At 39.7% G+C, this 25,375-nt stretch carries 19 protein-coding genes, 3 pseudogenes and 1 riboswitch; of the genes and pseudogenes, 15 read left to right on the top strand and 7 right to left on the bottom strand.

Annotated elements, in window-relative coordinates:
* Positions 1-233 precede the first annotated feature (233 nt).
* The 3 genes from A5N88_RS24135 to A5N88_RS05355 all read left to right on the top strand — a co-directional run bounded on the left by A5N88_RS24135 (position 234) and on the right by A5N88_RS05355 (position 1,996).
* Positions 234-398, top strand: a complete 165-nt coding sequence (locus A5N88_RS24135) for a hypothetical protein (protein WP_083953043.1) — start codon at positions 234-236, stop codon at positions 396-398.
* 15 nt (positions 399-413) lie between these two features.
* Entirely contained in the window at positions 414-536 is a 123-nt protein-coding gene (locus A5N88_RS26065; RefSeq protein ID WP_260525542.1) for a hypothetical protein, read from the top strand.
* A gap of 716 nt (positions 537-1,252) precedes the next feature.
* A complete protein-coding gene (locus A5N88_RS05355) occupies positions 1,253-1,996 on the top strand; it encodes an SDR family NAD(P)-dependent oxidoreductase (protein WP_083953042.1) in 744 nt (247 codons plus the stop codon).
* A gap of 705 nt (positions 1,997-2,701) precedes the next feature.
* Here A5N88_RS05355 and A5N88_RS05350 read toward each other — a convergent pair.
* Positions 2,702-3,331: a TetR/AcrR family transcriptional regulator gene (locus A5N88_RS05350; RefSeq protein ID WP_066263948.1), complete on the bottom strand. Its 630-nt coding sequence runs from the start codon at positions 3,329-3,331 to the stop codon at positions 2,702-2,704.
* A 117-nt stretch (positions 3,332-3,448) separates the two neighbouring features.
* Here A5N88_RS05350 and A5N88_RS05345 point away from each other — a divergent pair.
* Positions 3,449-4,588, top strand: a pseudogene (locus tag A5N88_RS05345) (iron-containing alcohol dehydrogenase).
* A gap of 111 nt (positions 4,589-4,699) precedes the next feature.
* On the opposite strand, the pseudogene A5N88_RS26505 reads toward A5N88_RS05345, so the two are convergent.
* The 4 genes and pseudogenes from A5N88_RS26505 to A5N88_RS05330 form a co-directional block, all read right to left on the bottom strand.
* Positions 4,700-4,831, bottom strand: a pseudogene (locus A5N88_RS26505) (cardiolipin synthase); the annotation flags it as partial.
* An 88-nt stretch (positions 4,832-4,919) separates the two neighbouring features.
* Entirely contained in the window at positions 4,920-5,528 is a 609-nt protein-coding gene (locus tag A5N88_RS05340; RefSeq protein WP_066263945.1) for a YkoP family protein, read from the bottom strand.
* A 23-nt stretch (positions 5,529-5,551) separates the two neighbouring features.
* Positions 5,552-5,701, bottom strand: a pseudogene (locus A5N88_RS25760) (C39 family peptidase); the annotation flags it as partial.
* 570 nt (positions 5,702-6,271) lie between these two features.
* A complete protein-coding gene (locus tag A5N88_RS05330) occupies positions 6,272-7,012 on the bottom strand; it encodes a YwaF family protein (protein WP_066263937.1) in 741 nt (246 codons plus the stop codon).
* Positions 7,013-7,744: 732 nt separating this feature from the next.
* On the opposite strand from A5N88_RS05330, the gene A5N88_RS05325 reads away from it, so the two are divergent.
* The 4 genes from A5N88_RS05325 (at position 7,745) to ade (ending at position 12,862) form a co-directional block, all read left to right on the top strand.
* The gene (locus A5N88_RS05325; protein ID WP_066263930.1) at positions 7,745-7,981 is read left to right on the top strand and encodes a hypothetical protein; all 237 of its coding nucleotides are present in this window, start codon (positions 7,745-7,747) and stop codon (positions 7,979-7,981) included.
* Positions 7,982-8,451: 470 nt separating this feature from the next.
* Entirely contained in the window at positions 8,452-8,997 is a 546-nt protein-coding gene (locus A5N88_RS05320; RefSeq protein ID WP_066263927.1) for an HD domain-containing protein, read from the top strand.
* A 168-nt stretch (positions 8,998-9,165) separates the two neighbouring features.
* A complete protein-coding gene (locus tag A5N88_RS05315) occupies positions 9,166-10,497 on the top strand; it encodes a phosphatase PAP2 family protein (RefSeq protein WP_232317530.1) in 1,332 nt (443 codons plus the stop codon).
* Between the two features lie 353 nt (positions 10,498-10,850).
* Positions 10,851-10,952: riboswitch (purine riboswitch) on the top strand.
* Between the two features lie 113 nt (positions 10,953-11,065).
* Positions 11,066-12,862: an adenine deaminase gene (ade, locus tag A5N88_RS05310; protein ID WP_066263924.1), complete on the top strand. Its 1,797-nt coding sequence runs from the start codon at positions 11,066-11,068 to the stop codon at positions 12,860-12,862.
* Between the two features lie 310 nt (positions 12,863-13,172).
* Here the strand turns inward: ade and A5N88_RS24740 are convergent, their stop codons facing one another.
* A complete protein-coding gene (locus A5N88_RS24740; protein ID WP_157090606.1) occupies positions 13,173-13,406 on the bottom strand; it encodes a hypothetical protein in 234 nt (77 codons plus the stop codon).
* 447 nt (positions 13,407-13,853) lie between these two features.
* Between A5N88_RS24740 and A5N88_RS05305 the strand changes: the two genes are divergently transcribed.
* From A5N88_RS05305 to A5N88_RS05275, 7 genes are all read left to right on the top strand, one after another.
* Positions 13,854-16,379 (top strand): putative bifunctional diguanylate cyclase/phosphodiesterase, encoded by a 2,526-nt coding sequence (locus tag A5N88_RS05305; RefSeq protein ID WP_066263922.1) that lies wholly within the window; start codon positions 13,854-13,856, stop codon positions 16,377-16,379.
* A gap of 177 nt (positions 16,380-16,556) precedes the next feature.
* Complete coding sequence (gene folE / locus A5N88_RS05300) at positions 16,557-17,213, top strand: GTP cyclohydrolase I FolE (protein WP_066263920.1); 657 nt, start codon at positions 16,557-16,559, stop codon at positions 17,211-17,213.
* A gap of 77 nt (positions 17,214-17,290) precedes the next feature.
* On the top strand, positions 17,291-17,857 hold the full coding sequence (locus tag A5N88_RS05295) for a 5' nucleotidase, NT5C type (protein ID WP_066263917.1): 567 nt from the start codon (positions 17,291-17,293) through the stop codon (positions 17,855-17,857).
* A complete protein-coding gene (locus tag A5N88_RS05290) occupies positions 17,844-18,794 on the top strand; it encodes an NAD(P)/FAD-dependent oxidoreductase (protein WP_066263915.1) in 951 nt (316 codons plus the stop codon). Before A5N88_RS05295 ends, A5N88_RS05290 begins: the two co-directional genes overlap by 14 nt.
* A gap of 557 nt (positions 18,795-19,351) precedes the next feature.
* Positions 19,352-20,422: a C39 family peptidase gene (locus tag A5N88_RS24125; RefSeq protein ID WP_083953040.1), complete on the top strand. Its 1,071-nt coding sequence runs from the start codon at positions 19,352-19,354 to the stop codon at positions 20,420-20,422.
* 308 nt (positions 20,423-20,730) lie between these two features.
* Complete coding sequence (locus A5N88_RS05280; protein WP_066263912.1) at positions 20,731-21,549, top strand: alpha/beta fold hydrolase; 819 nt, start codon at positions 20,731-20,733, stop codon at positions 21,547-21,549.
* A 323-nt stretch (positions 21,550-21,872) separates the two neighbouring features.
* Positions 21,873-22,601, top strand: a complete 729-nt coding sequence (locus A5N88_RS05275; protein ID WP_066263909.1) for a MerR family transcriptional regulator — start codon at positions 21,873-21,875, stop codon at positions 22,599-22,601.
* A gap of 709 nt (positions 22,602-23,310) precedes the next feature.
* Here A5N88_RS05275 and A5N88_RS05270 read toward each other — a convergent pair.
* Entirely contained in the window at positions 23,311-25,224 is a 1,914-nt protein-coding gene (locus tag A5N88_RS05270) for a YhgE/Pip domain-containing protein (protein WP_066263907.1), read from the bottom strand.
* Positions 25,225-25,375: the final 151 nt, after the last annotated feature.

The raw sequence follows: 25,375 nt of genomic DNA, 5'->3' as shown, positions 1-25,375 counted from the left end.
GTTTTAGTATGTAAAGAGGGAAAGACATTATGCTTAGGTATTGCTGGTTCCTTTTTAGTTTGTTGTGCCTGTACAGTATCTAAAGGCTTTGACACATTTTCACTGATAGCTTTTCAATCGCTTTAACTTTCTGATATTTAAATTAGGCGGAAATCTTGGTGCCAACAACCGCTATGGAGGATTATTTAGAAAAAATACATCTCTTTATAAATGAAAAAGGATAGGCCCGTACGGTGGATATTGCTGCCTTACCTAATGTTTTACCTTCATCCGCAACGAAAATGATTCAAAGGCTTGATGAAATGGGATTTGTTGTGTATGAAAAATATCGTGAATTTATACTATCGAAAAAGGGAAGAAAACAGCTCAAAGCTTGGCTGAAACGCATCAGTTATTAGGAGATTTTTTGTCGAATGATTGGTGTTATGGGGAAAACATTTATCAGGCATTTTTTTGAGGATAACCCGTCTATAAAAGAATCTTATGTGAGATACAGAAAACAATTGGAAGATGCTAAAACAAAAATTCAAAAATAAGATTGGGACTATTGAGAGAAGGGTATGAAACTTCTCTTTTTTTGTTTTTTTATTATTTATTAGAAGATGTTCAATTGTGATTTAAAAATAAAGAGGAAGTGTAATTGTCTAATGCTCTTTTCGTAAACTTTGTTGCTATTTGTACTAAATGAGTAAGTAAAATGAAAGATTCAGCATAGATACCTTTGAATAGTGAACGAAAAGATGCCATGATGACAAGCTAAATACGGATTTAGACATCTGTACGAAAAACAACAATCTATGCGAATACAGCCTTTCTAAAGTTTATAAGCTTAAGGAGTTAGAAACCGTCTAAAAAGCACATTTTTACGAATGGTAGTTTTTTCAAAAACGGACGTTTTTTACGTTCGTAAAACTTAGGAACAAACGTTCCTTAGTTTTAAATACTTTTATGAACGCATTATAGCGGAATAAGAGAAAAGAGAATTAAAAAGAGGGAAATATAAAGTGGACGTTAGATAGTTTGGATACATACGAGTCAGCAGCAAAGATCAAAATAAAATACGACAGCTCGTAGCCATGAGGGCTATTTTGAAAAATATGAATAAATGGTGTTTTAAAAAGGTTCGATTGAAATATTTTAGATAAAACGGAACTCGAAAGTTTTGGAGTTGACAATCCAAAAAAAAACGAGTAGTATTTATTTTGTTAGAAATGGAGTAAACAATCCAAAATGTTAAAGGAGATAGGATAGAATGAATACAAATCAATCTACTGCACTGATTACAGGAGGAACAAGTGGTATTGGACGGGCAGTTGCAAATAAACTCGCTGGACTTGGAATTCATGTCATTGTTGCGGGGCGTAATGCAAATCGTGGTGAGCAGACGGTTGAGAATATTCGAGCTGCAGGAGGAAAGGCTGATTTCGTACAGACGGATCTTCGTAACGTGTCGAGTGTTGACAGTTTGGTGAAACGTGCACTCGAGCTTGGAGACGGTCATATTGATATCCTTATCAACAATGCTGGAATTTTTCCATTCGGACCTACGGATGAAACTACGGAGGAAGATTTTGATAGTGTATATGCACTTAACGTTAAAGTACCGTACTTCCTCGTTGCTAAACTTGCACCAAAGATGGCTGAAAGAGGCAAGGGTGCCATTGTCAATTTATCGTCGATGGTTGCCGATTACGGTGTTTCTGGTATGAGCCTTTATGGTTCGAGCAAAGCGGCCATCACTTTACTTACAAAAGCATGGGCTGCTGAATACGGTCCAAATGGGGTTCGTGTTAATACCGTCAGCCCTGGACCTACACGTACAGAAGGTACTGAGGTTATGGGCGAAGCTCTTGATCAGCTGGCCTCTCAGGCTCCGGCAGGCCGTCCCGCCTCGGCGGATGAGATTGCAGAGGCAATCGTCTTCCTTGCAACAGATAGTTCTAGTTTCGTACACGGAGCCAAACTCGCTGTCGATGGAGGACGTACAGCCGTTTAAGATGACGCTTAAACGGTTCTAAAACTAAGTTTGATTGTATTCACGAAGCAATGTTAATTTTCGTTATACAAGTTTTAATCTTCCGTGTTATCTATTTCTACCAGTAAAAAACCATTCTAATGAAGTTAAGAAAAGACCCTACTAAACCAAGCTGATGAAGGTATAGAGCCGAAATTAGCTTGGTTATTTTTCTTTATTGGTGTAGGTTGTTCATTATAAAAACGATGTTTTATTTTGGAAGACGGATTTCCGAGACAGACTTCTGACGAAAACGTTTACCAAATGAATCGACCCTTTTTTTCAACCAATGATAACTCAGTTGGGTTAGGTTAACATGATCTTTTATAAAATGGGCGGACACATGGACATTAAAAGTTCTAATGGCCAAACGGCGCTAAATGTTTTCATACCCATCGTTCGTTATTAAAATGTTGTCCTTTATTCCATATGCTAAAAAAAACACACCACATTCGTACGATTAGTGTGTTTTTACCACCATATTCTGTTCTTTACCCTTATGGGGGCTTTACTTCTATTTTTTGGATCAAGTCTTTTTGATAGTTACATTGTAGGATTAAAGATTTCTCTCCTAGAGAAAAAACATACACCCTCCTTTATGATGAATTTTTTAGCGCAATATATGAAAATCATGCTTGTGCTATTAGATCATGCTTTTTCATATCTACCATATTGCTTGGAGGCCCATTAAATGATGAAAGAGCTGATATGTTCGAGCATACTGTCCAATCCTATTTCAAGTGGTAATGTCTCTTTGCGAACCTGTGTAAGAAGAAGCCCACCTTGGAGTGCAGTCAGCAACGCAAGAGCAAGTTCATCTGGATTGGCATCGCTGCTCAGTTCACCGCGTTCTTGCATCGCATGTAGTCCTTTACAAATGAAGTGCTCCCAATTCATAAATGCAGCTGCGAGCTCGGAACGAGCTTCTGGCACAACGTCTGATAACTCACTAGCAAGAGAGCCGATTGGACACCCGCCTCTGCATTGACGAGAGTTTTGAAGTTGTACAATCGCATCGCGCCAAGTTCTTAGGGCTTCCATACTGTCTAGTTGGATTACCCAGGACTTTTGGGTACTTAGTACTTGCTCAGTCTGATAAATAATAACAGCTTGAACTAGCGCTCGTTTCTCCTTGAAATAATGGTAGAGCTGGGACGCGCTGACCTGAGCTTTTTTTTGTACTTCTTCTACAGTTGTAGAAGCAACCCCATGTTCAAACATTAATTCTGCTGCGGCTTTTACGATTCGGAAACGAGTCTCTTCTCCCTTTTTCGTCAGCCGCCGTTTTGGTTTATTAACATTAATTTGTTTTTCCATAAATTTAGTATAACACAAAAATGGAATTGACAATCCAAAATAATGATTATCATTTGTCTGGGATAAAATGGAGTAAATACCACAAAAAAATAAAGGGGTGTTATTTTATGAACCACTATATTTGGGCGGATAAGTTCTTTAGAGCAGCTTTTACCTGAAGTGGAAAAATACTCACCAAGGAAAATTCTTTTGGTCACCGATCCCTTCCTAAAAGAGATAGGTTTAACTGAGCGGGTAACCGCACCCTTAACAGAGCAGGGCTATGAAGTTACCGTATACACAGAGGTTGTACCGGAGCCGCCACTCGCAGTAGGGGAAAAACTTGTTGCGTTCACACGTGAAGGGAAATTTGAAATGGTGATCGGACTTGGCGGTGGAAGTGCGATGGATCTCGCGAAGCTAGCAGCAGTGTTGGCGGGAAATGAAGGTCCGGCAGCCGATTATTTAAACTTATCCGGTTCAAAAAAAGTGGAGGAAAAAGGATTGCCCAAAATACTGATCCCTACCACTGCGGGTACCGGATCTGAGGTTACGAATATCTCCGTTCTTTCATTGGAGTCGACAAAAGATGTGGTGACCCATGATTATCTTTTGGCAGACGTAGCGATTGTCGATCCGGAATTGACTGTTTCTGTCCCGCCAAGAGTAACGGCAGCAACAGGAGTGGATGCTTTAACCCACTCAGTAGAAGTTTATTTATCCATGAATGCAAGCCCGACATCAGATGGTTTACCTCTTCCAGACATTCGTTTAATCTCACGTTCATTAAGGACAGCAATCGAGAACGGGAATGATAAACAGGCTCGTATCGATATGAGTAATGACAGTTACATTGCCGGCTTGGGTTTTTTTAACGCAGGAGTAGCAGAGGTGTTCATGCACTGGCCTATCTATCAGGCGGTCAATTCCATATCGCCCACGGCGAATCGAATGCGGTATTACTCCCCTATGTAATGGGCTATATTCGTAAAAGCTGTACGAAAAAATGGCCGATGTCTTAAACGCACTCGGTGGAAATTCTCTCTATCTATCAGAAGAAGAGGCTTCTTACTTGTGGAGGAACTGAAAAGACTCGTTAAGGATGTTGGCATCCCACAAACATTAGCAGGTTTTAATATCCCTGAATCGGCTTTAGAAAGCTTAACTCAAGATGGTGTACAACAAAAAAGGTTATTGGCCCGCAGTCCTTTGCCATTGTTGGAAGAGGATATAAGAAAGATTTATCAATCGGCCTTTAATGGGGTAGTCACTGAATAAGAGATTGTATTTATAACTATAAAAAATAGAAGTTACTCCATGAACGAAGATAACTTCTATGTATCCTTGGATCGATTTAATATTTCCCTCGTTTCGCCTTCTTCTTCAACAAAGAAATGTTTGACTGATTTGATCTTTGTCAATGATATAAAAATGAATATAAATATAGTTTTTTGCTTTTCGAATATCTTTAAAAAGGGCATTATATAGAGTCTGTCCATCCGTGTAAAATTGAAAGTCACCTTAGCGAACGAGACTTTGTTTTAATTTTGGAGCATCACTTCTGCCCGCTTTTAAATCATGCCATATGAGTGGAAGGAAAATGCGAGCTTCAACTTCTATCATTGGGATATCTTCGTATGAATTCCTTCGTCGAAATGGCAATCATCTTTGGAACAAGAAGTTCTCCTTTGGTTTGTAACCTTTGTTTTCCTTGAGGATGAACAACAAACAATAATAGGCGCAAATAGATCTTGGTTATAAAAAAGAATAGCCCTTTTGGCAAGTCAATTACTGTAAATCCGAATTGCTTTGTTCCACGATGGATCATAGAAACCCCATATAAGCCCTTAATCTCTTCATATTTCGGATGGTTTAGGATGTACAGTAGAGTCTTCGGTAATAATTGTTCAGTTGTCCGAATCATTTGGATGGCTAATTGAATAGAAGAACAGGAATTGATTCCCATTTTAAAAAGCATTTCATTATTAAGATGAAGTTCGAGCACACGATCACCTCTGTGAATTTCCTCTCCATCTAACAATTGAATCGTTTTACCCCAATAAGTACATACTCTTACGTTCAAGAATGGCTGATTCTCATCAATGGGCTGAATGTGAAAAAATCGATTAAACAAACTTTCCCATTTGACCCATAGAGTGATCATTATTTTCTTTTTCCAGCTTATTTCTGATGTTATTACATGTTTACCTGCTTTCAAGGGTATACCTCTTGGAATATGTCTTCTCGTGCTTTCATTGTTTTACTTACTTTAATACCGGCATGTTTTGAACCCACCGCTAAGCTCGTCACTATGCAACCATATTTCAACTCAGGATTTTGTGCTATTAGCGGAACGTCCAATATCACCTTTTCCTGCTCTTTAGGGGCTGGAAGTTGCAACGTTTCCAAAATCCATCATAATTCTACGTTATTTTTTGCGAATTTTCCTAGATTTATTCTCTGAACTTAGGCTAAAAGGGTCTGCTGTTTAAGTGTAAGAAAGTTCTCTATATATAAGGTCTATTGTTACTAAGAGAAAAAGTTTCACACATTTATTAGGAGCAATGTTCAATGGATTGGGCATTTTAGAAAATACGCAAGAATATGAGTATAAAAAAACGAATGATTTAGCTCCAATTGAACTTAGGATTCCTAGAGTTTAAGTACATATCTTCACAATCTTACTTATAAATTGGTTGTGTTAAATAACAAATGTTGATATTTAAATAAGAAAAAAGAACCGAAAGTATGGGTCGTTGATACAAAAAAATCATCATGTTCACTAACAGTTGTTTAGCAATAGCCTCACCATCATAAGGACTGTCAAACCGCCCTATATCCCTATAGGTTTCAATATCAAATGCTATGCTATATTAACGCTAACATCTTAATTCAGCACTGTGCGTAAAGTAGACGCCAAATCAATTGATGCTAATTCCTGTATGCTTGTGCAATATACATCTAATATGAACCAACGTAGCCTTTATCTATTTTTCTTTTTATCCAAAACGGGCTATATAGAATATAAAAACTCAAAATCATTGCAATCTCCATCGAAAGTAGGTACCATGGCCAGGGCCCAAAAAAATTTAAGGGTGTACCCATTCCTTCCTTCCTCATGATATAGAGGTAATTCGAACCCAAGAACTTATTAAGGAAGAAGACACAAACTCCATATATACTTACAATAAGAATGGTCATCCACATGGAACGAATAGTCGGCCTGTAGTGAAAGGCCACCACCATAAACAAACAAGCCAGCACCACCCCTCCATGTGAAACAAAAGACTGGAAATATAGAAAGTGAGGAAATGAATATTTGTAAAGATCAGGTGTCAAGATTACTTGGATGGCACTTCCTAACCCCGCAAAATACATAAATTGAAAAATTCTATAGCTTGTCGCCAGCAGCATCAAAATGGCAAGAATAGCAGCAAGGTCACTAAGCTGAAGCGGCAATGCCCTTTGCGCTGACCAAGCATGCTCATATACAAGCCAAAGATGGTACAAAACATTATCGGCTAATATGATAAATGCCAGAGCGAAACGAAAAAGTCTTTGTTTCCCCTTCTCCATAAGCTTGTTTCTAAAAACAAATAGGAGAATACAGAGAATGAATATAATTGCAATTGTCACGAGATGATCGACTGAAAAAGGACGAAATAAATCAAGTTTTGAGTGAAATTCAAAAAAAGCTTTCATCTAATAACCCCATTGACTAAACCGATTTTTATGAAGATTTCTTAGTATGGGGTAAGCTCTCCAAAATCTATACGTAAAATATAAAAAGCTATTATTTCGAGTATTGTTACGGTTTTTTAGTTTACGGCCTCTTACATTGCGGATGAAGACTGAGAAATTCTTCTTGTTATGATGCTCAATACTAAAAATCACATAGTTGGGTTACAGAGAAATCATGTAAGAAGCTTGAATGCTAGTACAGTCCATCCTAAACCAAAATAGCAATAGCGAAAGATTCTTCCTTTGCTAGAAAGGGGAGAGTTATCATGATATTATGATATCTGATTTTTATAAAGATGAGGCAAAACCAATATCGAATAGAATACGGTTGTAAGCATATGAAAATCTATATCCTAGGTCATGAATGAAAAATATAAACCCACAAAAAACTCGGTAATTTTATTCGTGTAAAAGATGAAAGAAAAAACATTGGCTGAATCAAATGATTTTTTGTTTATTTTTTTCAGAAAGAATTATTTGTCCATTTTTGCTGCCTGATTACTTCTCTGGCGGTTGCGTTTCCTCAGTGGAAAAATGAACTCAAGCCCTTTATAAAAATGCCTTAAAATCGTCAAAATTTCGCCTGTTTTAAGCCATTTTGGAAGGGTTTTTTGTGGTATATTATCCCTATAAAGTATTGATGTTTCACTTTTCTAATGGGAATAAAAAAAAACGGCAAATGGAGCGTTTAATATGGATAAATTGGAAAAAGTATTAAAATGGGTGTTGGCACATATTAATGTATTGATCCTTTTAGTCTTTATCGAATTAAATCTGGATACCATTGCTGTTCTATATACAGTCTTTAAGCATGATACCCTTTACATTCAGCTGAACGGTCTGACCTGGGCCATGAGCTTTTTGACTTGGACCTCGCTAAGGGTTCTACGGTTTAAATATAATGCCGGACATCTCCATTTTGATGACTAGGCCTTTAATAAAGCTGTTTAATAAAGCTGTACCTTAAAATACATTCTGACAAAGCCCTCATGTGAGCGGCTTTTTTATTTTGGCTTAAAAAAAGATAAGGACAGTAAGGAGAGACGCACTTATCACATTCATGTGTTGTACCGAGTATTTACTTTAAGGAACAATACGAAATTAGTATGAAGAAGATTCATTTCATACAAAAAAAGGCAAAGGAAGTACTTGGCTCTTCCTTTGCCAAAAAATTAAGGAGTGGTGTTCATCATCATGGGTTTTAATGCTTGCGGCTAGTATACTATATGTACTGATTTAGGAATAGCTTGGACTAATTGCCAGGATTAAGAGCAGATGTCGAAAAATGAACAAAGCGGCTATTTTTCAATCCGGTACTAATGAAGATTTGAGATTATTGTTTATCTAATTTGTTTGGCTAACACTATATCTACAATATTTTTACGAAAGGATTGAGAAGGATGCACCTCATTAACAAAGCACTTGAAACAGCAAGCCGTGCCCATCAATCGCAGTACAGAAAAGGAACGGACATCCCCTATATTGCGCACCCGGCAGCGGTCGGAATGATACTTTTAGAGGAAGGCTGCCGGGAAGAGGTTGTGGCTGCCGGCATCCTGCATGACACGGTGGAAGATACCGACGTAACACTTGAGGATTTAAGAAGGGATTTTGGCACTGAAATAGCGTATATGGTGGAGGGCTGCTCCGAACCGGATAAGTCTCTGTCCTGGGAGGAAAGAAAGCTTCACACGATTGAGTTTTTAATGACAGCATCAGAGGAAATCAAAGCAATTGCCTGTGCAGACAAGCTTCACAACATAAGGTCAATTTTAGAGGATTATGCAAAAGAGGGAGATGCAGTTTGGGAGCGGTTTAATCGCGGAAGGGAACAGCAGGAATGGTATTATCGGAGCCTAATGAAGAGTCTTGGTTCTACTGTCGATTTTCCTCTATTGAAAAAGCTGGAGAAGGAAGTACACAAGCTGTTTTCAGCCAAAGCTTAAAATTATTTTGACAGATGAGAAGGCTTAATAAACAACGATTATACTTTTAAAATGGGCATTTTTCCTTCGTAAACCTCACCATTCATATAAAGCCAGCCTTTAATACAATATGGTATGAAATGCTTCAAAATATTGAAGGGTGTGGTCATATGAACGACGGTTTAGAAAATGAAAAAAAATCATGTGAATTGGGGCCGCTCAAGCCCGCTTGAGCGTATTTTAAGTGCTTTTTTGATACGAGTAAAGGATGCGGCTTCGTATTTGATTATTCCTCCCAAGCCTCATCGTTGTAATGGGGACGAACAGCGGTATCCTTCTAAGATCGGAAACTATTCCAAGGGACTGCCCCATAATGAACTGGGGGAAGTGGAGCTTTTTGCGTATCAAGCATTTCTTACTGCATTGAATACAGGGAAGCCAAGTGATTTTGAGCAAATTCCTCTGGGAGGTGCCGTAAAGCTGACTGATCCTCAAAGCGCCTATGCCTATGAGCTGGCGGGTCCTGACAGCCATCAAATAACGCTTGAAGCCCCGCCGAGTTTTAGCAGTGCCAGGGAAGCGAGTGAGATGGCAGAGCTATACTGGAGGGCACTTGCAAGAGACGTTCCATTTGCAGAATATGATACAAATCCTATTACACAAGAGGCTGCGGCTGATTTATCCACTTATTCCGATTTTGGAGGTCCAAAAGTAAATGGAAGGGTAACAACCGATACATTATTTCGGGGTGACAAATCCGGTGATGTATTGGGGCCGTTCCTCTCTCAATTCATGTGGAAGGATGTTCCGTATGGTGCAGATACAGTGGTGCAGCAATATCGGACAACCGTCCCAAAAGACGACCATTTAACGGACTATAAAGAGTGGTTAAAGATCCAAAATGGTATGCTTCCTTCCACTTCAAATGTTTTTGACACAGCAAAGCGCTATATTCGTGACGGGAGGGGATTAAGTGAGTATGTCCATGAGGATTTTCCTTACATGGCCGTTCTCAATGCCTGCCTCATTTTGTTAAGCTATGGACCGGATGCGCTTGATCAAAACAACCCCTATCTGCAATCTTTAACACAAACGGGTTTTTCCACATTCGGAGCCCCTCATATACTTGATTTCACTGCACGAGCTGCAAGGGCAGCTTTGGAGGCTGCTTGGTTTCAAAAGTTCTTGGTCCATCGCCGTCTGCGTCCCGAGGAATTTGGAGGACGGGTCCACAATACCAAGATTGGGGCTGCCCAATATCCCATCCATGAAGATCTGCTGAGTTCCCGAGTACTCACCGAAATCGATAAACAATATGGCAGCTTTTTGCTTCCGGTTGCTTACGCAGAAGGTTGTGCGACACATCCGGCTTTTCCTGGTGGCCATGCCTCGTTTGCTTCAGCAGGCGTAACGATGCTAAAAGCTTTCTTTAACGAGTCTTTTGTCATTCCGAACCCCGTTCAGGCAAGTGCCGATGGTCTTTCACTCATCCCACGAGGGAGCCTCCTTAACAATTGGTGATGAATTGAATAAACTCGCTTCTAATATTACGCATTCCCGAGATTTTACGGGTGTTCACTGGCGGTCCAATGAGGCAGGTATGCTTTTGGGCGAGCAGGTTGCAATTGGCATTCTGCGAGACTATAAAAAAAACTATAATGAAGATTTCAAAGGCTTTTCTCTTACCAAATTTGATGGGACCACTATTATTATTTAGCAGCTTGTTTAGTGCAGCCGGCATGTGAGATAAAGCATTCGATGAAGCCGGGATTCCTGGCGGTGGAATTCCGGATCATCATCTTTTAGAGCAAGCAGGAAACTTTTAAGTATGTTCCTATTGATTATTTTTTCTGAACCGAGTAAAATATACAACTAAATACTTAGAATATAAACTTCGTATAAATTCGACAATATGGGTCGAAAGTTTCTACCAAACTACCGTAAATAGTTTGACTACGAGGATACATAGGATGGTGCGGTCTAGGTCTGCACGCATTTTTGTGTACACTCACGTAACGTCAAACTCTAGTTTACAGCTAGAGTTTTTTGTTTAACGATTTTACGGATAATCTCGTTGGGAGTGTTTAGAATGAACATAACAAAAAATCAGCTAAAGACACGGATTGCAGCAGCAGGCAAGAAACAAGCCGCTGACCTGGTGTTTAAAAACGGGAAAATTATTGATGTATTTAATCTTGAAATCATTGAGGCTGATTTAGCCATTTCAGATGGTTATATTGTGGGAATCGGTGAGTATGAGGGAAGAGAAGAAGTCAATCTAAAAGGAAAATATATTGCACCTGGATTCATCGATGCCCATGTGCATATTGAATCTTCCATGGTAACCCCAGTGGAATTTGCAAAGGTTGTGTTGCCTCATGGTGTTACAACAGTCATCACAGATCCGCATGAAATTGCCAATGTGGCTGGAGAAGAAGGCATTGCTTTTATGCTGGAGAATTCCAAGGGGCTGGATTTAGATGTATTGTTTATGCTGCCATCGAGTGTACCAGCCACTCCTTTTGAAAATGCAGGTGCTGTCTTACATGCAGAGCACCTTGAACTATTTTATAAGAATGAAAGAGTAGCAGGCCTGGCGGAGGTCATGGATTTTCCGGGAGTTGCAAATATGGATGATAGAATGCTCGATAAGCTTGTACAGTCTTTATCTAAGTCGGCAAAAGTGGATGGGCACGGAGCAGGCCTGGATTCAACAGGGGTGAATATTTATCGGGCTGCGGGCATTGCCACTGATCATGAATGTACTACAGAGGAGGAGGCAAGGGACCGTTTAATGCGTGGCATGTATCTCATGATTCGGGAAGGATCCGTAGCAAAAAACCTTTCAGCCCTGATTAAGGCGGTAAAGCCGGCGAATGCGCGCCGCTGTCTTTTCTGTACTGATGACAAGCATCTGGATGATTTAATTGAAGAAGGAAGTGTCGATCATCATATCCGCCTTGCCGTTCAGTTAGGAATGGATCCTCTTCAAGCCATTCAAATGACGACACTAAACGCAGCGGAATGCTTTGGATTAGCGGACAAAGGCGCGATTGCTCCTGGATATCAGGCCGATATGGTCATTTTAGAGAGCCTTGAGGATGCAGCTATTTCAGACGTGTATAAAGCAGGACGAATCGTTGTGAAAAAAGGATGTTATCTGGATTCTAAGCGGGAAACAGCACCAGCGAATCAAAAGCTCACAGATTCTGTCCGCATTCCTTCTATTAAAAAGGAGGAACTGCAAATTCCTTTATTGGCAAGTCAAAAAGCGCATGTTATCGACATTATTCCAAATCAAATCATGACGAAAAAGAAAGTGGAAGAAGTGCCCACAGATGGCCATTTCTTTGTTCCAAGCACAAAGCTGGACTTTGTAAAACTGGCTGTAATCGAAAGGCATAAAGGAACAGGAAATATTGGCTTGGCCATTGTTCACGGATTGGGAATGACCGACGGGGCCATTGCCACAACGGTTGCCCATGATTCACATAATCTAATTGCCGCCGGCACGAACGATGAGGATATGCTTATTGCCATTAAGACCCTCCAGGAGATAAATGGGGGAATGGTCATTGTGAAAAATGGCAGGGTGATCCACTCACTATCGCTTCCTTTAGGAGGATTAATGTCCCATTTAGATTACCAGACGGTCAACCAAGAGCTGCAGCTGTTGAACATAGCTTTGCAAAAGGTCAGCTCACATCAGGACTTTAATCTATTTTTAACACTATCCTTTTTGAGTCTTCCCGTTATTCCTGAACTGAAAGTGACCGACCTTGGGCTGTTTGATGCGGTTCGTTTTTGCCATATCCCTATTGCTGTAGATAGTCAGAGTTCTGCACAAAATGAAGATCTGGATTCTTCCAATGTAGCGGCTGGTTAAGAGAAAAAGGATTTGGAAAAATAAATTCTGCCATTGGAAATTTTTGATTAAAAAGAATAGGATACAAGTACAACTTTAAAAAAGGCGATTAGTGCAGAGAAAGTCTGTGCCAATCGCCTTTTTTAGGAATAAGTATAAAATAAATGATGTAATCAGTGTAATCTTCTTCTAGCTCCAGTGCCTATCGGCTAGCAGATTTCTGCGTCTCCTCCCTAGAATAAGTCAGCATCAGCTCGTGAATTACATCGCTGTGTTTCCTTTTTATCAGTCGAAGACTATGAAATCCAGCATGGCGCTTAGGTTTTATTTATCAATAGGAGATTACAGGCCCCCAATAAGGATAGCTATAATAACTGCTATGCGTAACGGTTTGATGTGGATAGCCCATGACGGGTTGAGCCGCCGGGACTGCTAGGCCAGAATTATGGGTTGAATGATGAGTCGAGTGATGCTGTGTACCATGGTTATATACATAGTGATTATAATAAGCAATACAAGACCCGGAATGACCCGGATAAGGACCGGTTGTAATGGTTGATGACAATGCTGACACCTCTTTTAAGTGGTTTTATTTATTGTATGAACGAGCATTTACATTCGTATAGGCATTCATTAATGTAGAGGTATATTGATACACGATTTCAGGATTAAAAAAAACCACTAGAATCCTTATCAATATTTCTTTTTCATATTGATTCACTCAGTTAAATAATTTGAAGAGAAAAACCTGCTTCTAAACAAAGCGGGTTTTTTTACATCTGTAATAAAAAGAATCTATTATGACACAATTCTCGTGGAATAAAGGGAAAAATATGCTAAAATAATAATGCTCTATACTACATCTGTATTCAAAAATATAAGTTATGTAGATAAAAAGCACTATATTAAAGGAATATTTTTCTAGTAGGATAGTTCGATAAGGTTGTAAGTTATGTCGGAAACTATCCTGATATTGTAAAAGAAGTTAATTGCAGCCAGGAGGATTACCTTAGTGTCAATCAAGAAGAGACTTCCCTTAATTTTTACAATGTTAGTTCTGGGTATTTTAGTTGCAAATGATACGTTAAATTATATCCTTTTGAAGAACAAGCTAGTTGATTACAATGAGAAAGAAATTGCCTTAGTCACCCAGGAGGTTTCATACCAGGTTGAAAATTCAAAAAAGGGATCCTCGTATGTGGAAAATATTATTGGCAAAGATTTAAGGATGGCTGCTATAGCCATAGAGCAATCTCTTCCATCTCAGTATCAGAGTGTTAATAATGAACAACTGACAAAATTGGCTCAAAGGCTAAATATTTCACATATTACTTTATTAGCAAAAACGAAGGACGATATAGTAGGAGTAAGATCCTCTGATCCGAAGGAAATTAATCTTTCAACACGGAATTGGACTTTTTGGTATCAAGCCTTTCAACAACTGCTTTCATTAAAACCTGTAACTGTTAAACAAGGAAAGACTTTACCTTATTACTGGACTGGACCAATTGAAAAAGCCTCTAGTAATCCTCAGCACATTGATAAATGGGGATATTATTATGATGGGAAAACAAATTATATTATCGATCCGTATTTAAGGGACAAACAAATATTAGGTTATGAATCGCGTTTTGGTCCAGATGACGTAATGAACAGTTTTACAAAAAAAGCAGATGGCATTCTTGAAATTACTGTATTTAATCCCAAAAAGTTTGGTGATAAAAAAACAAGTGTTTATTTAAATGGAAATACCTACACTAAAATTGTGGATAATCCTATATGGTACGGTACTTACAAATATCGAAACACAAAAAACGACAGCGCAGAGATTCATAAGGCTATTCAGTCAAACAAAAAGCAAAGTTATATCGCAAACCTTAATGGAAAAACAGTTCAAAAGACCTTTGTTCCAGTTGGTGTGAGAACTTCTGAACCATATGTAATTGGGGTCAGCTACGACTACAGCATTATTCAAAAAGAGCTTCATGAAGAATTAATAAAGCATTTACTGCTCTCAATTCCTTTTATTTTAATTGTGCTGTTAACAAGCTTCATTTTCTCCCGCTCCATTACAAAGCCCATCGGCTACATCGTAGAACAGGTTAAAGAAATTGCGGAAGGTAATTTCGGCAAGAAGCTTGTATTAAAACGCAGGGATGAATTGGGGAATCTGACGCAAAATGTAAACGCATTATCCAATTTTTTGAAAAGTTATGTAGACGATTTAAAGAAAAGCCAGGAAACCATAGAGTTTCAGGCTTACCACGACCCGCTAACTGGGCTTCCGAATAGAAGGTATTTTCAAGAGCAGCTTTCTACGCGTGCAGAAAAAGCCAAAAAGACAGGCGGAACGGTTGCATTGCTATTCGTGGATATTGACCGCTTTAAAGATGTGAATGATACACTCGGTCATGCACGCGGGGATCTGTTGATTCAACTGATTTCTAAACGTATTTGCGACTGTCTGCCGGTTGAAAACAGTTTTCTGACCAGACAGGGCGGTGATGAGTTTGTCATTCTGTTCTGTGAGCTTGAGTTAAAGGAAATTATGGACATTGCTAATTCTATCGTCGTTTCTGTTCGGCAGCCTCTTCTGGTGGAGGGCAACGAGGTGTATGTGAGTGCCAGCTGCGGATTGAGTCTTTACCCAAAACACACTGAGAATATTGACACACTCATGATTAATTCGGATGTTGCCATGTATGAAGCGAAGAAGCAGGGCGGAAACCGAGTTGTTGTCTTTGATGAATTGATAAATAAGGATAAAAGTGACAGGCTCCGGATTGAAGCACGGCTTAGAAAAGCGATACAGAAAAAGGAAATTGCTGTTTATTACCAGCCTAAAATGAATGCCATTACCAATAAAATAACAGGTGTGGAGGCACTTCTTAGATGGAATGATCAGGAGCTCGGTTTTGTTCCCCCAGATCAATTTATTCCCGTTGCGGAAGAAACCGGATTGATTCATCCTCTATGGGAATGCACCATGAGGGAAGCCTGCACCCAAATAAGAAAGTGGAATGAAAAAAGAGAAGACCCATTATGCTTGGCGGTAAATTTCTCAGCAAGGCAATTTCAGGATTCCGAACTGCTGGTTAGCAAAGTAAAGGAAATCCTGACGGAATGCTGGCTCACACCCGAGTACTTTGAAGTAGAAATAACTGAATCAACACTTTTTATCCAATCTGAAGAAACCATTATGGCGTTAAAGCATCTTAAAGAATATGGTATTTCGATTTCGATTGATGATTTTGGAACAGGCTATTCCTCATTAAATTACCTTAAGACATTACCTATTAATTGTCTAAAGATTGACCGAAGCTTTATTCAGGATCTTCAAACGGACGGCAGCAACTCTGAAATAACCGACGCCATCATTAATATGGCAAGGAGCCTAAAGCTTCAGGTGGTTGCTGAAGGAGTAGAGGAAGAATACCAAAAAGAGTATCTTCTTAAGAATGAATGCTGGCATATGCAGGGTTATTTGTTCAGCAAGCCTCTTTCCAAAAATGATATGGAAAAGTATTTAAACCAGTAATCGAGTAAGTAAATGATGATGATTCCTAAAATTGACAAATGCAAAGAGTTCTATTCTCTTGTATTCTGAGAAAACACCAGTTAAACTGGGTCTATTGCCATTGTTAAACACGAATAATAACATACATGGATAGGGATAACATTCACTTATCCTGATCATAAAGGAGTTGTCTTTATAATGTTTACAGCTGATGAAAGAGAACATAAATTAATTTCCCAAAACTTCCCCGATAATTTAGGTGAACAGCAGGAAGAGATCAATAAGAAAATATTACAATCCCAAAGCTTTATGGACGGGGTCAAAAACCTCATTGAATTGTGCGGAGACGATCCGAATCGTGACGGACTGGAAGAAACACCTTACAGGGTTCTCAAAGCATTTTTGGAATATACAGAAGGGTATCGTGAGGATCCTAAGCTTCATCTGATGAAAACCTTTGATGTCGACCATCAAGAGCTTGTTCTTGTAAGAGATATTGAGTTTCATTCCATGTGTGAACATCATTTTGCACCATTTTTCGGAGTCGCGCATGTAGGCTATATTCCGAATGAAAAAATTACGGGATTATCGAAAATTGCCAGAATGGTAGAAGGCTATGCAAAAAGATTCCAGGTTCAGGAGCGTCTGACTGCTCAAATCGCCGGGGCAATTGAAGAAATTCTTGCCCCACAGGGAACAATGGTCGTAATAGAAGCCAAGCATATGTGCATGTGCGGAAGAGGAATCCGAAAAACGCATGCATCTACATCCACAACTTCTGTTCGAGGAAGCTTTGCGGAGCGTTCAGATTTACGTGCAGAATTTCTTTCACTTCTTCAACGGCCTAACAATTAAGGACTGCTAAATTATAAAAAGACGTAAAACGATTGGTTTACGTCTTTTTCATTCCATTAACCAATTGGAGGAGTACGATGACGACACTGCTTATCGATATGGACTCAGTCATTTGTGACCTAATGTCGGTTTGGCATGAACGCTATAACAGAGACTATCAAGATACGCTGACCGTTGGAAAACTAAAATGCTGGAGCTCAGAAAAATATGTAAAACCTGAATGCGGGATAAAAATATATGATTATTTAAAGGAGCCGGGACTCTTCCTGAAGCTTAAGGCTTTACCAAATGCAATTGAAGTTTTAGAAAGATTGAAAAGGGATTACGATCTATTAATTGTTACGAGCAGCTTGTCAAGTGCCTATTCGGAGAAGGAGCAATGGGTAGAGGAGAATCTTCCCTTTATCGGAAAGGAAAATTTGATTTTCTCCCACCGGAAAAATATGATTGTCGGTGATTTGCTGTTCGACGATGCTCCCCATAACTTGAAGGCTTTCGCCTCCACTGGAAGAACAGCAGTGGCAATGGACTATCCCTATAATCGGGAAGTGGACGTATCTAGAGTAAGGAATTGGCTTGAGTTTGAGAAGTTTGTAAAGCAGGAGAATTGGAAAAAGGAGTGCAGCAGCCATGCGACACATTGATGTTGTGATTATTGGCGGCGGGCCAGCCGGAATATCAGCAGCAATCTGGTGCCAGAGGCTTGGAATACAGCATCTCCTTATTGAAAAAAAGGGAGAGCTTGGGGGACAGCTTTTAAATATTCACAATGAAATTATTGATTATCCGGGTGTACAAGCGGCGAATGGACGAGAGTTACAAAGAATGCTGCTAACTCATTTTCATGAAGCGGGCTGCTCCGTACAGCTTAATACTTGGATTTCTTCTATAAACAACACATCTCACACGCTTGTTCTTCATGAGGGAAACAAAAAAGAAAAACTCCATTACCATTATCTTATTTTGGCAACAGGTGCAGGCCAAAGAAGGCTGAATGTTCCAGGAGAAAAAGAAATGCTGGCAAGAGGAGAAAACTATTCAGCGTCTGCAGATGCTCACCTATTTAAAGATAAGGCGGTAGCGATTGTGGGTGGGGGTGACCGTGCGTTTGAAGGAGCAATCCTTCTTGCAGATGCAGGAGCAAATGTATTTATCGTTCACCGGTCAAAAGAATTCAAAGCGCGGAGCCAATATTTGAATGAAGCACTGCAGAAAGAGAACATTACCATTTTGACTGAAACAGCCGTCTCTGCCATTCTTGGAGAAAAGGCGGTAAGCGCCATTGAGCTCAAGAAAAAGAGCGGGGAAATCATGAAATTAGAAGTAGCTGCTGTTTTTGTGAGAATTGGTGTGAAACCAAATAGTGAGCTGGCAGAGGGAATAGCACGAATGAACAAAGATGGATTGCTTGAAACGGACCTGTTAGGAAGAACAAGTGATCCAGCATTATTCGCAATTGGGGATCTTTGTACCATTCCGCTGTTTTCGAGCATTGCTTTGTCTGTTGGCCAGGGTGCAGTTGTGGCCAAACATCTAGCCTCAATTTTGTCAGAAGGCGGCGAAAGGGTACAAGTGCGGTGATTAATAACATGAGTGAAAAAAGAGACTCTGCTGAAGTCTCTTTTTTTATTGGTTAATAAGGTATCAAATTTTTAAAATAAAGTATTTAACCAATGTAGTTTCTATTTAGTTAAGCCAGCGGTTTTCTATGTTACTCCCTCTATAAATTAACATCAGTTTGTGAACGACCTCGCATTTGTTCGTTCATATCAGTTGAAAACTACGAAATTTTTAAGCAGGTGAGTAAGAAGCTCGCGTTTTTCTTAGAAAGTTACAGTTCAAAGTTATCTTATGTTGATTGTATTGTAGCGGATAAGCGAGCTAGGATAGATCCATCAAAGGAAATACAAGAATAGCAGTGCTTTTAAAAATAAATAATAGAATTTAACTCTAAATCAGGTAAATTATTACCTATTTACTAGATAATTTGGTAAAATAGTATAAATTATTAATTTAGGAATCTTTTGGGATGCGTTAGCAAGTCTAGAAAACTACATAGTCAGTTTCTATCATTTTTTTCTTTCCATTTTGAGCGGCTTTGGAGTTTAGACAAATAGTAAAGAAAAAGGAGAGAAAAAATGTACAAAAGCAGCTTGAGTAAATTATTTATGAAAGTACTATTGGTTCTGGGGGTTTTAGCTTCGGTCGGCAATTCACCCCAATTAGCCAGACTCACAAGTTTAAAGGCAAGCGCTTCGACGGCTCTTTTCGCAGCTTCGGACGGTGTGAATATTCGTTCTGGTCCAGCACTTTCTGATAGTATCCTCAGTACTGTAAAAGAAGGGACTGAGCTTACTGTTATCTCTACATATTCCAGCGCCTGGTATATCGTGAATTATCAGGGGAAAACAGGCTATGTCGCTGCAGCGGATGTGAAAACGAGTGCTCTGCAGCCTGTAATCTATCAATATATGACAACCGATGATTTGAACGTGCGGACGGGTCCAGGTGTATCCAATAATGTAATAGGGATTCTTAAAAAAGGAACAGTCATTAAAACAAACAATAAACCTTCCAATGGCTGGTGTGCATTTATTTATAATGGAAAAACTGCTTATGTGAGCAGCCGCTATTTGACTGCAGTAAGCGAATCCTCCACTGTCATTTTAAATGTCCCGGTTGTCCGCCAGAATCCAGAGCTTCCTGCAGGATGTGAAGTCACAAGCTTAACGATGGCACTTCAATATAAAGGAATTCACATCGATAAATTGACACTCGCCCGTAAAATGCCTTATACAAAGACATTGGATCCTAATAAAGGATATGTTGGGAGTCCGTATAATGGGACCGGATATACGATTAATCCTGTAAAATTACAATCCCTCGCGAAGGCCTACCGTCCTAAAAGTGGAGATATGACCGGCAGCAGCATATCAGAGATTGAACAGGAAGTGAGAGCGGGAAATCCAGTGCTGGTTTGGTTCACGATTGGCTATGTGGATGTATACAATCTCAATCATTATAAATACCAGAATGGCCAAAAGTTTTGGTGGCCGCAGCCATTGCATTGTATCGTAGTCACAGGTGCCAGCCCAAGCTATTTTTATATTAATGATCCTTTAAATGGAAGGAACAACTATCCGATTTCAAAAGCCCGTTTTAATCAGATCTATACAGAAATGGGAAAAAGAGCGTTGGCCGTCCGTTAAGAGATTTCCAGTTAATAAGATGAACTGTATATCAATTTCGAAGCCACTGATTGGAAGACTGTCAGTAGCTTTACTAATGAATTAGTAATCTCAAAGCTATGAAAGGGCCTTTAGTTTGAGCGTGTTAAAAGTGACCGCAATTACTCTGCAGCACCAAGGAACTTATAGACTGAGTGCTTAATAACACGGGATAGGCAGGACGAAAAAAGTCATGAAGGGTGTCTGAATAAATAGATTGAAAACGTTTGAATTTTCATGATATATTTTAAATGACTAAACAGTCAGTTTTTTTAAGGGAGGGGATATTTATGACACAAGAAAAAACATCATCGATACATGTGTATAAGCTGGGAGAAGGAGAGCCGCTTGTTTTTTTACACGGAGGACCAGGAGGCGAGCACCGCTTTTTTTTACCTCATATGGAACCATTAAAGAATGACTTCCAGCTGATTTTTTATGACCAAACCGGTTGTGGGCAGTCAGCACCTCTGCAGGATCATTCATCGTTGACGATGAGATCAGAGGTCGAAAAATTAGAGGATTTGAGACAACAGTGGGGGATCCAGAAATTAAACCTGATAGGGGAATCGTGGGGTTCCATGCTGGCACTTTTATACACAGCGGCTTATCCAAAACATGTAAATAAGCTTCTTCTTACAGCAGCCATCGGGCTCACGTATGAAGGATTTGAAAGTTTTGAGAAAGAGCTGACGCAAAGATTATCCAGTGTTGATCAAAAAATGATGGAAGAATTATTGCCCAAGCTGGCAGATGGTTCAGCTGAAATAGAGGAGTTGTTTAAGATTCTGGACCCTTACTATGTTTTTTCAGAGGAAACATTAAAAAGAAAAACGCCTACAATAGCCAGCCCGCACACCAATGAAGTGCTGAATGAAGACATAAAAAAACACTACGATTTGCGTCCGTTTATTCCAATCTTGAAAGAAATCCCCATTATGGTCGTACAAGGGGACCACGATCTCATAACACCCGAGAAGCTCCAGGAATTATTTTTTGTCTATTTGCCTGAAGCGGGATTAAAGGTCATTAAAAATTGCGGTCACTGGGCACTTGTCGAAAAGCCCGAGGAATTTATGAATGAAGTGAGAGCTTTTTTTAAAAGCTAAATGAAATTTGTTTTTGATGAATAATGTTCCTAATCTTTAATAGAAAGAATACAAGGTAAGAGATCGGCAAACAAGGCACCCTGCTAGGCAGTCCAGGGTGTTTTTCCTTTGAGAAGGGGTTCATTCTGAAGGAAGTAGCTCCATTCCAATATCTTGTTTTGAAAAACAGAAAATAAATTTAGTGATATCCTCGTCATTTGACTAGATGATTCACGGACTAAGAACCTCAATTCTAGCGAAGAAAGTAGCCTTTTTAAAAAAAACAGTTGACCCTTACGCTGCGTGATACTTTATCCTGTCAATAAAGGGGGGGTGATAACAAAATGAAAATTAAAGAAGTAGCAGATTTAGTGGGGATTAGTGTGCGAGCACTCCATCATTATGATGAAATCGGTCTGTTAGTGCCCGATAAGATAACAGAAGCAGGATATCGTCTCTATTCAGAAAGAAACCTGGAGACACTGCAGCAAATCTTATTTTTTAGAGAGCTTGGCTTTCCTTTAAAAAAGATCAAGGAGATAATCAATCGCCCTTCCTTTGATAGGCAAAAAGCTTTGGAGATTCAGCATGGCATGCTGTTGGAGAAAAGGGACCGGCTTGACAGGATGATTACAACGATTGAAAAAACAATACTGAATATGAAAGGAGAAATTCACATGAGCAATAAGGAAAAATTCGAGGGCTTTTCATTTGATACGAATCCTTATGAGCAGGAAGCAAGGGAGCGCTGGGGAGATCAAGCAGTGGATGATGTGGGACCATTTTCTAATGAAGAAAAAAAAGAATTGTCTAATGACATGAATCAAATTTACCGCGAGTTAGCAGGACTTCGGAAGAAATCACCTGCCACCAATGAAGCCCAGGGTGCAATAGGAAAATGGTATGGCTTTTTAAATAAGCACTTTGGCCATTATTCGTATGAGGCTTTTAAGGGCTTGGGCCAGCTTTATGTGCAGAATAGCCGATTTGAGCAAAACATCGATCAATTTGGCGAAGGACTGGCAGCATTCATGGCGGAAGCGATGGCCATCTTTGCGGATAACCGGAAATAATTTCTCTCATTATTTCTCGGGAAAGCGCAGGATTAGACTTTTTATGTGCTCAATCTGTCGATTTTAACGTGAAGTAAGAATATTTAACCAGATTTCGTCGAATGTTCATGTAAAAAGCAGAATTTTTTGTCAAAATAGAGCTGCAATACCCAGGATTTTCGGAACTAGAATTCAAGGTGTTTGTTTATTTCCTCTGAGAATATGGGAAATCCTCAGTAATAGATGGGCTGAGAAGTGGGATGCCTGCCTTGAATATTGTCCTTCATCGGTGCTATGAAGGACAAAACTGGTGAATTTTAATTGTCAAAAGTCCTTCATCGGTGCTATGAAGGACAAAACTGGTGAATTTTATTTGGCATAAGTCCTTCATTGGGGGTATGAAGGACAAAACAGCTGAATTTTCGTTGTCAAACATCCTTCATCGGTGTTATGAAGGACAAAACAGTTGAATTATCGTTGTCAAAAGTCCTTCATCGGGGGTATGAAGGACAAAACTGGTGAATTTTATTTGGCATAAGTCCTTCATTGGGGGTATGAAGGACAAAAGAGTTGAATTATCGTTGTCAAACGTCCTTCATCGGTGTTATGAAGGACAAAACTGGTGAATTTAACTTGGCAAACGTCCTTCATTCCACCTAACAAGGAAAATACTCCACCTTTTTCTTTCCATAAGTTTCCACCCCTTTATTCGGAAGAGGTCTTTTACTCTTTATGAGTGGACGACATTTTCCCAGCGATGCAGCATGATTTTCATTACAGCAAGTGTTAGCAGAACCGAAATCAAAAAGTAAGGCACCAGTATGAGGACGTCATGGAAAAGAAGCGTATGGTCCCCTGTTGAAATGGCTGCCCTGAAGCCCTGTACCGTAAAAGTCATGGGCAATACCCCGTGAAGCTTTTGTAAAAACCATGGGGTTAATTCCATGGGAAACGTTCCTGAGCTTGAGGTGAGCTGAAGCACTAGGAGAATGACGGCTAGAAATCTTCCTGCATGGTCGGCGGCAGTTGCAAGAAATTGTATAATCGACATAAACGTAATACTTGCAATAAATGTGAATACAAAGAGCCAGCCTGTATCAACGGGTTTAAGTCCGACTGCATAGATCAAAATAAGGTTAGTAATGATGCAGTGTCCTAATGAAACGAAAGCTAAAATGATGAATTTGGATAAAAACCACAACCAGGCTGATTGGGGAGGCAAACTGGTTTCGCGGATGGGAAAAACCGTAGAGATCAGTAATGCCCCTACAAACAGGCTTAAAGATATAAAGTAAGGAGCTAGTCCTGTACCATAGTTAGGAACGTTGTGGACAAGCTCTTCTTTTAAATGAACAGGATTTGCCATCATGGAATAAAGCTGTTCACCAGCATGGATCGACCCGATCTTCTTTGCTCCGTCTGCTAACTGGCTTGTGAGCTGATTGCTGCCAGCCGTTATTTGCTCTAGGTTCTTTTTTAAGCTGGTCAGGTTTTGAATGGCTGAATTCCAGCCGTTCTCTAGACTAGAGGCTCCAGTCGATAGCTTTTTTTCGGAGTCCGCGATCTTCCCTGCACCAGCGGAAAGCTTGGTTACGTTTCTAGCGAGTTGACTGGTCCCAGTGTGAAGGGCGGTTGAACTGTCGGCAGCTTTCCCGAGTCCATCATTAAACTTTTGAAGATTATAAATAAAAAAGGCTGATTTTTCGGTTAAATCCTTTCCTGCATTTTGAAGAGGCTGAAGCTCTTGGGTGTTTATTTCAGGATGATTTTTTTGGAAATCAGAAAATAGCTGCTGGTATTGACCTGCCTTCCCTGAAATCGGTGTGACAGTATTGGTTAACTGGTTAGAGCTGTTGTATAAAGTGTGTAGACCAGTTTCCAAGCTGCCCATGCCTGAGTTAACTTTTTCGAATCCGCTGTTTATTTTGTTTGCTCCAGCAGAGAGCTGATCAGCTGCATTGCTTAGCTGCTGTGCCCCCCCTGAAAAGGAAGCAATCGGTTGTTTTCCTTGATTCATCCCGTTTATTATTTTGTTTGTTCCGTCAGTGACTTTTCTCAGGTTCGTAGACAGCTTTCCCGATCCTTTGCTTGCGTCCTGCAGCACTTTGCTGACAGAAAAAAGACCGGCAAAAACCATTTTGGCATAGTTTTTACTAAGGGATTCGGATAATTTTTCTCTTATTTTATCCACACCTGTCCGTCCAATTTGAGAGGCGAGAAAATTGCTGCCGACATTCACTTTATAATATAGATTGAGTGGAGAAGGCATTGCCTTTGTGAAAGTTGCCGCTCGTTTGGAGAAGTCTTTTGGTATGTATATTTCAAAATAATACCGGTTATTTTGAAGGCCGCGGTCTGCCTGCTTTTTTGAAACAAACACCCAATGAAAGCTTTTATCTCGGTGCAGCTGGGAAACAAGGTCCTTACCAAGATTGTAAGTCCTTCCTTGCTGAGACACTAATTCATCATCATTAGCAACCGCTACCGGAAGTCTTTCTAAATGGGCATAAGGATTCCAGTTGGCCCATAAGTAGGTACCGCTATATAAAGAAGGAACGAATAGGATGACAATGATGGCAGCCATCCATTTTTTATTTTTCAGCACCTGTAACCATTCATTCAATAACCATGATTTTGATTCCACTTGTAATCCCTCCAGCCGGCTGTCCATACCTATTTTTTATTATTGTTTGGAGGGTGGCGTGTTATTCAAGCCGTTTTATTAATTTGAAAGGGAATGTAACCACTTTTATAAAAAATACAGGATACTACTCAAAGAATAAGGGTAATGAATG

The sequence above is a fragment of the Heyndrickxia acidicola genome (assembly GCF_001636425.1).
In the GTDB taxonomy this organism is placed as follows: Bacteria; Bacillota; Bacilli; order Bacillales; family Bacillaceae_C; genus Bacillus_AE; species Bacillus_AE acidicola.
Note: the sequence above shows the minus strand (reverse complement) of the source record. Positions and strands in the feature narration are given on the sequence as shown.

What these genes read in the sequence shown, in the direction of transcription:
- A5N88_RS26065 (WP_260525542.1), top strand. Translation starts at nt 414, where the DNA reads ATGATTGGTGTTATGGGGAAAACATTTATCAGGCATTTTTTTGAGGAT.
- A5N88_RS05355 (WP_083953042.1), top strand. Translation starts at nt 1,253, where the DNA reads ATGAATACAAATCAATCTACTGCACTGATTACAGGAGGAACAAGTGGT.
- A5N88_RS05350 (WP_066263948.1), bottom strand. Translation starts at nt 3,331, where the DNA reads ATGGAAAAACAAATTAATGTTAATAAACCAAAACGGCGGCTGACGAAA.
- A5N88_RS05330 (WP_066263937.1), bottom strand. Translation starts at nt 7,012, where the DNA reads ATGAAAGCTTTTTTTGAATTTCACTCAAAACTTGATTTATTTCGTCCT.
- A5N88_RS05325 (WP_066263930.1), top strand. Translation starts at nt 7,745, where the DNA reads ATGGATAAATTGGAAAAAGTATTAAAATGGGTGTTGGCACATATTAAT.
- A5N88_RS05320 (WP_066263927.1), top strand. Translation starts at nt 8,452, where the DNA reads ATGCACCTCATTAACAAAGCACTTGAAACAGCAAGCCGTGCCCATCAA.
- A5N88_RS05315 (WP_232317530.1), top strand. Translation starts at nt 9,166, where the DNA reads ATGAAAAAAAATCATGTGAATTGGGGCCGCTCAAGCCCGCTTGAGCGT.
- ade (WP_066263924.1), top strand. Translation starts at nt 11,066, where the DNA reads ATGAACATAACAAAAAATCAGCTAAAGACACGGATTGCAGCAGCAGGC.
- folE (WP_066263920.1), top strand. Translation starts at nt 16,557, where the DNA reads ATGTTTACAGCTGATGAAAGAGAACATAAATTAATTTCCCAAAACTTC.
- A5N88_RS05295 (WP_066263917.1), top strand. Translation starts at nt 17,291, where the DNA reads ATGACGACACTGCTTATCGATATGGACTCAGTCATTTGTGACCTAATG.
- A5N88_RS05290 (WP_066263915.1), top strand. Translation starts at nt 17,844, where the DNA reads ATGCGACACATTGATGTTGTGATTATTGGCGGCGGGCCAGCCGGAATA.
- A5N88_RS24125 (WP_083953040.1), top strand. Translation starts at nt 19,352, where the DNA reads ATGTACAAAAGCAGCTTGAGTAAATTATTTATGAAAGTACTATTGGTT.
- A5N88_RS05280 (WP_066263912.1), top strand. Translation starts at nt 20,731, where the DNA reads ATGACACAAGAAAAAACATCATCGATACATGTGTATAAGCTGGGAGAA.
- A5N88_RS05275 (WP_066263909.1), top strand. Translation starts at nt 21,873, where the DNA reads ATGAAAATTAAAGAAGTAGCAGATTTAGTGGGGATTAGTGTGCGAGCA.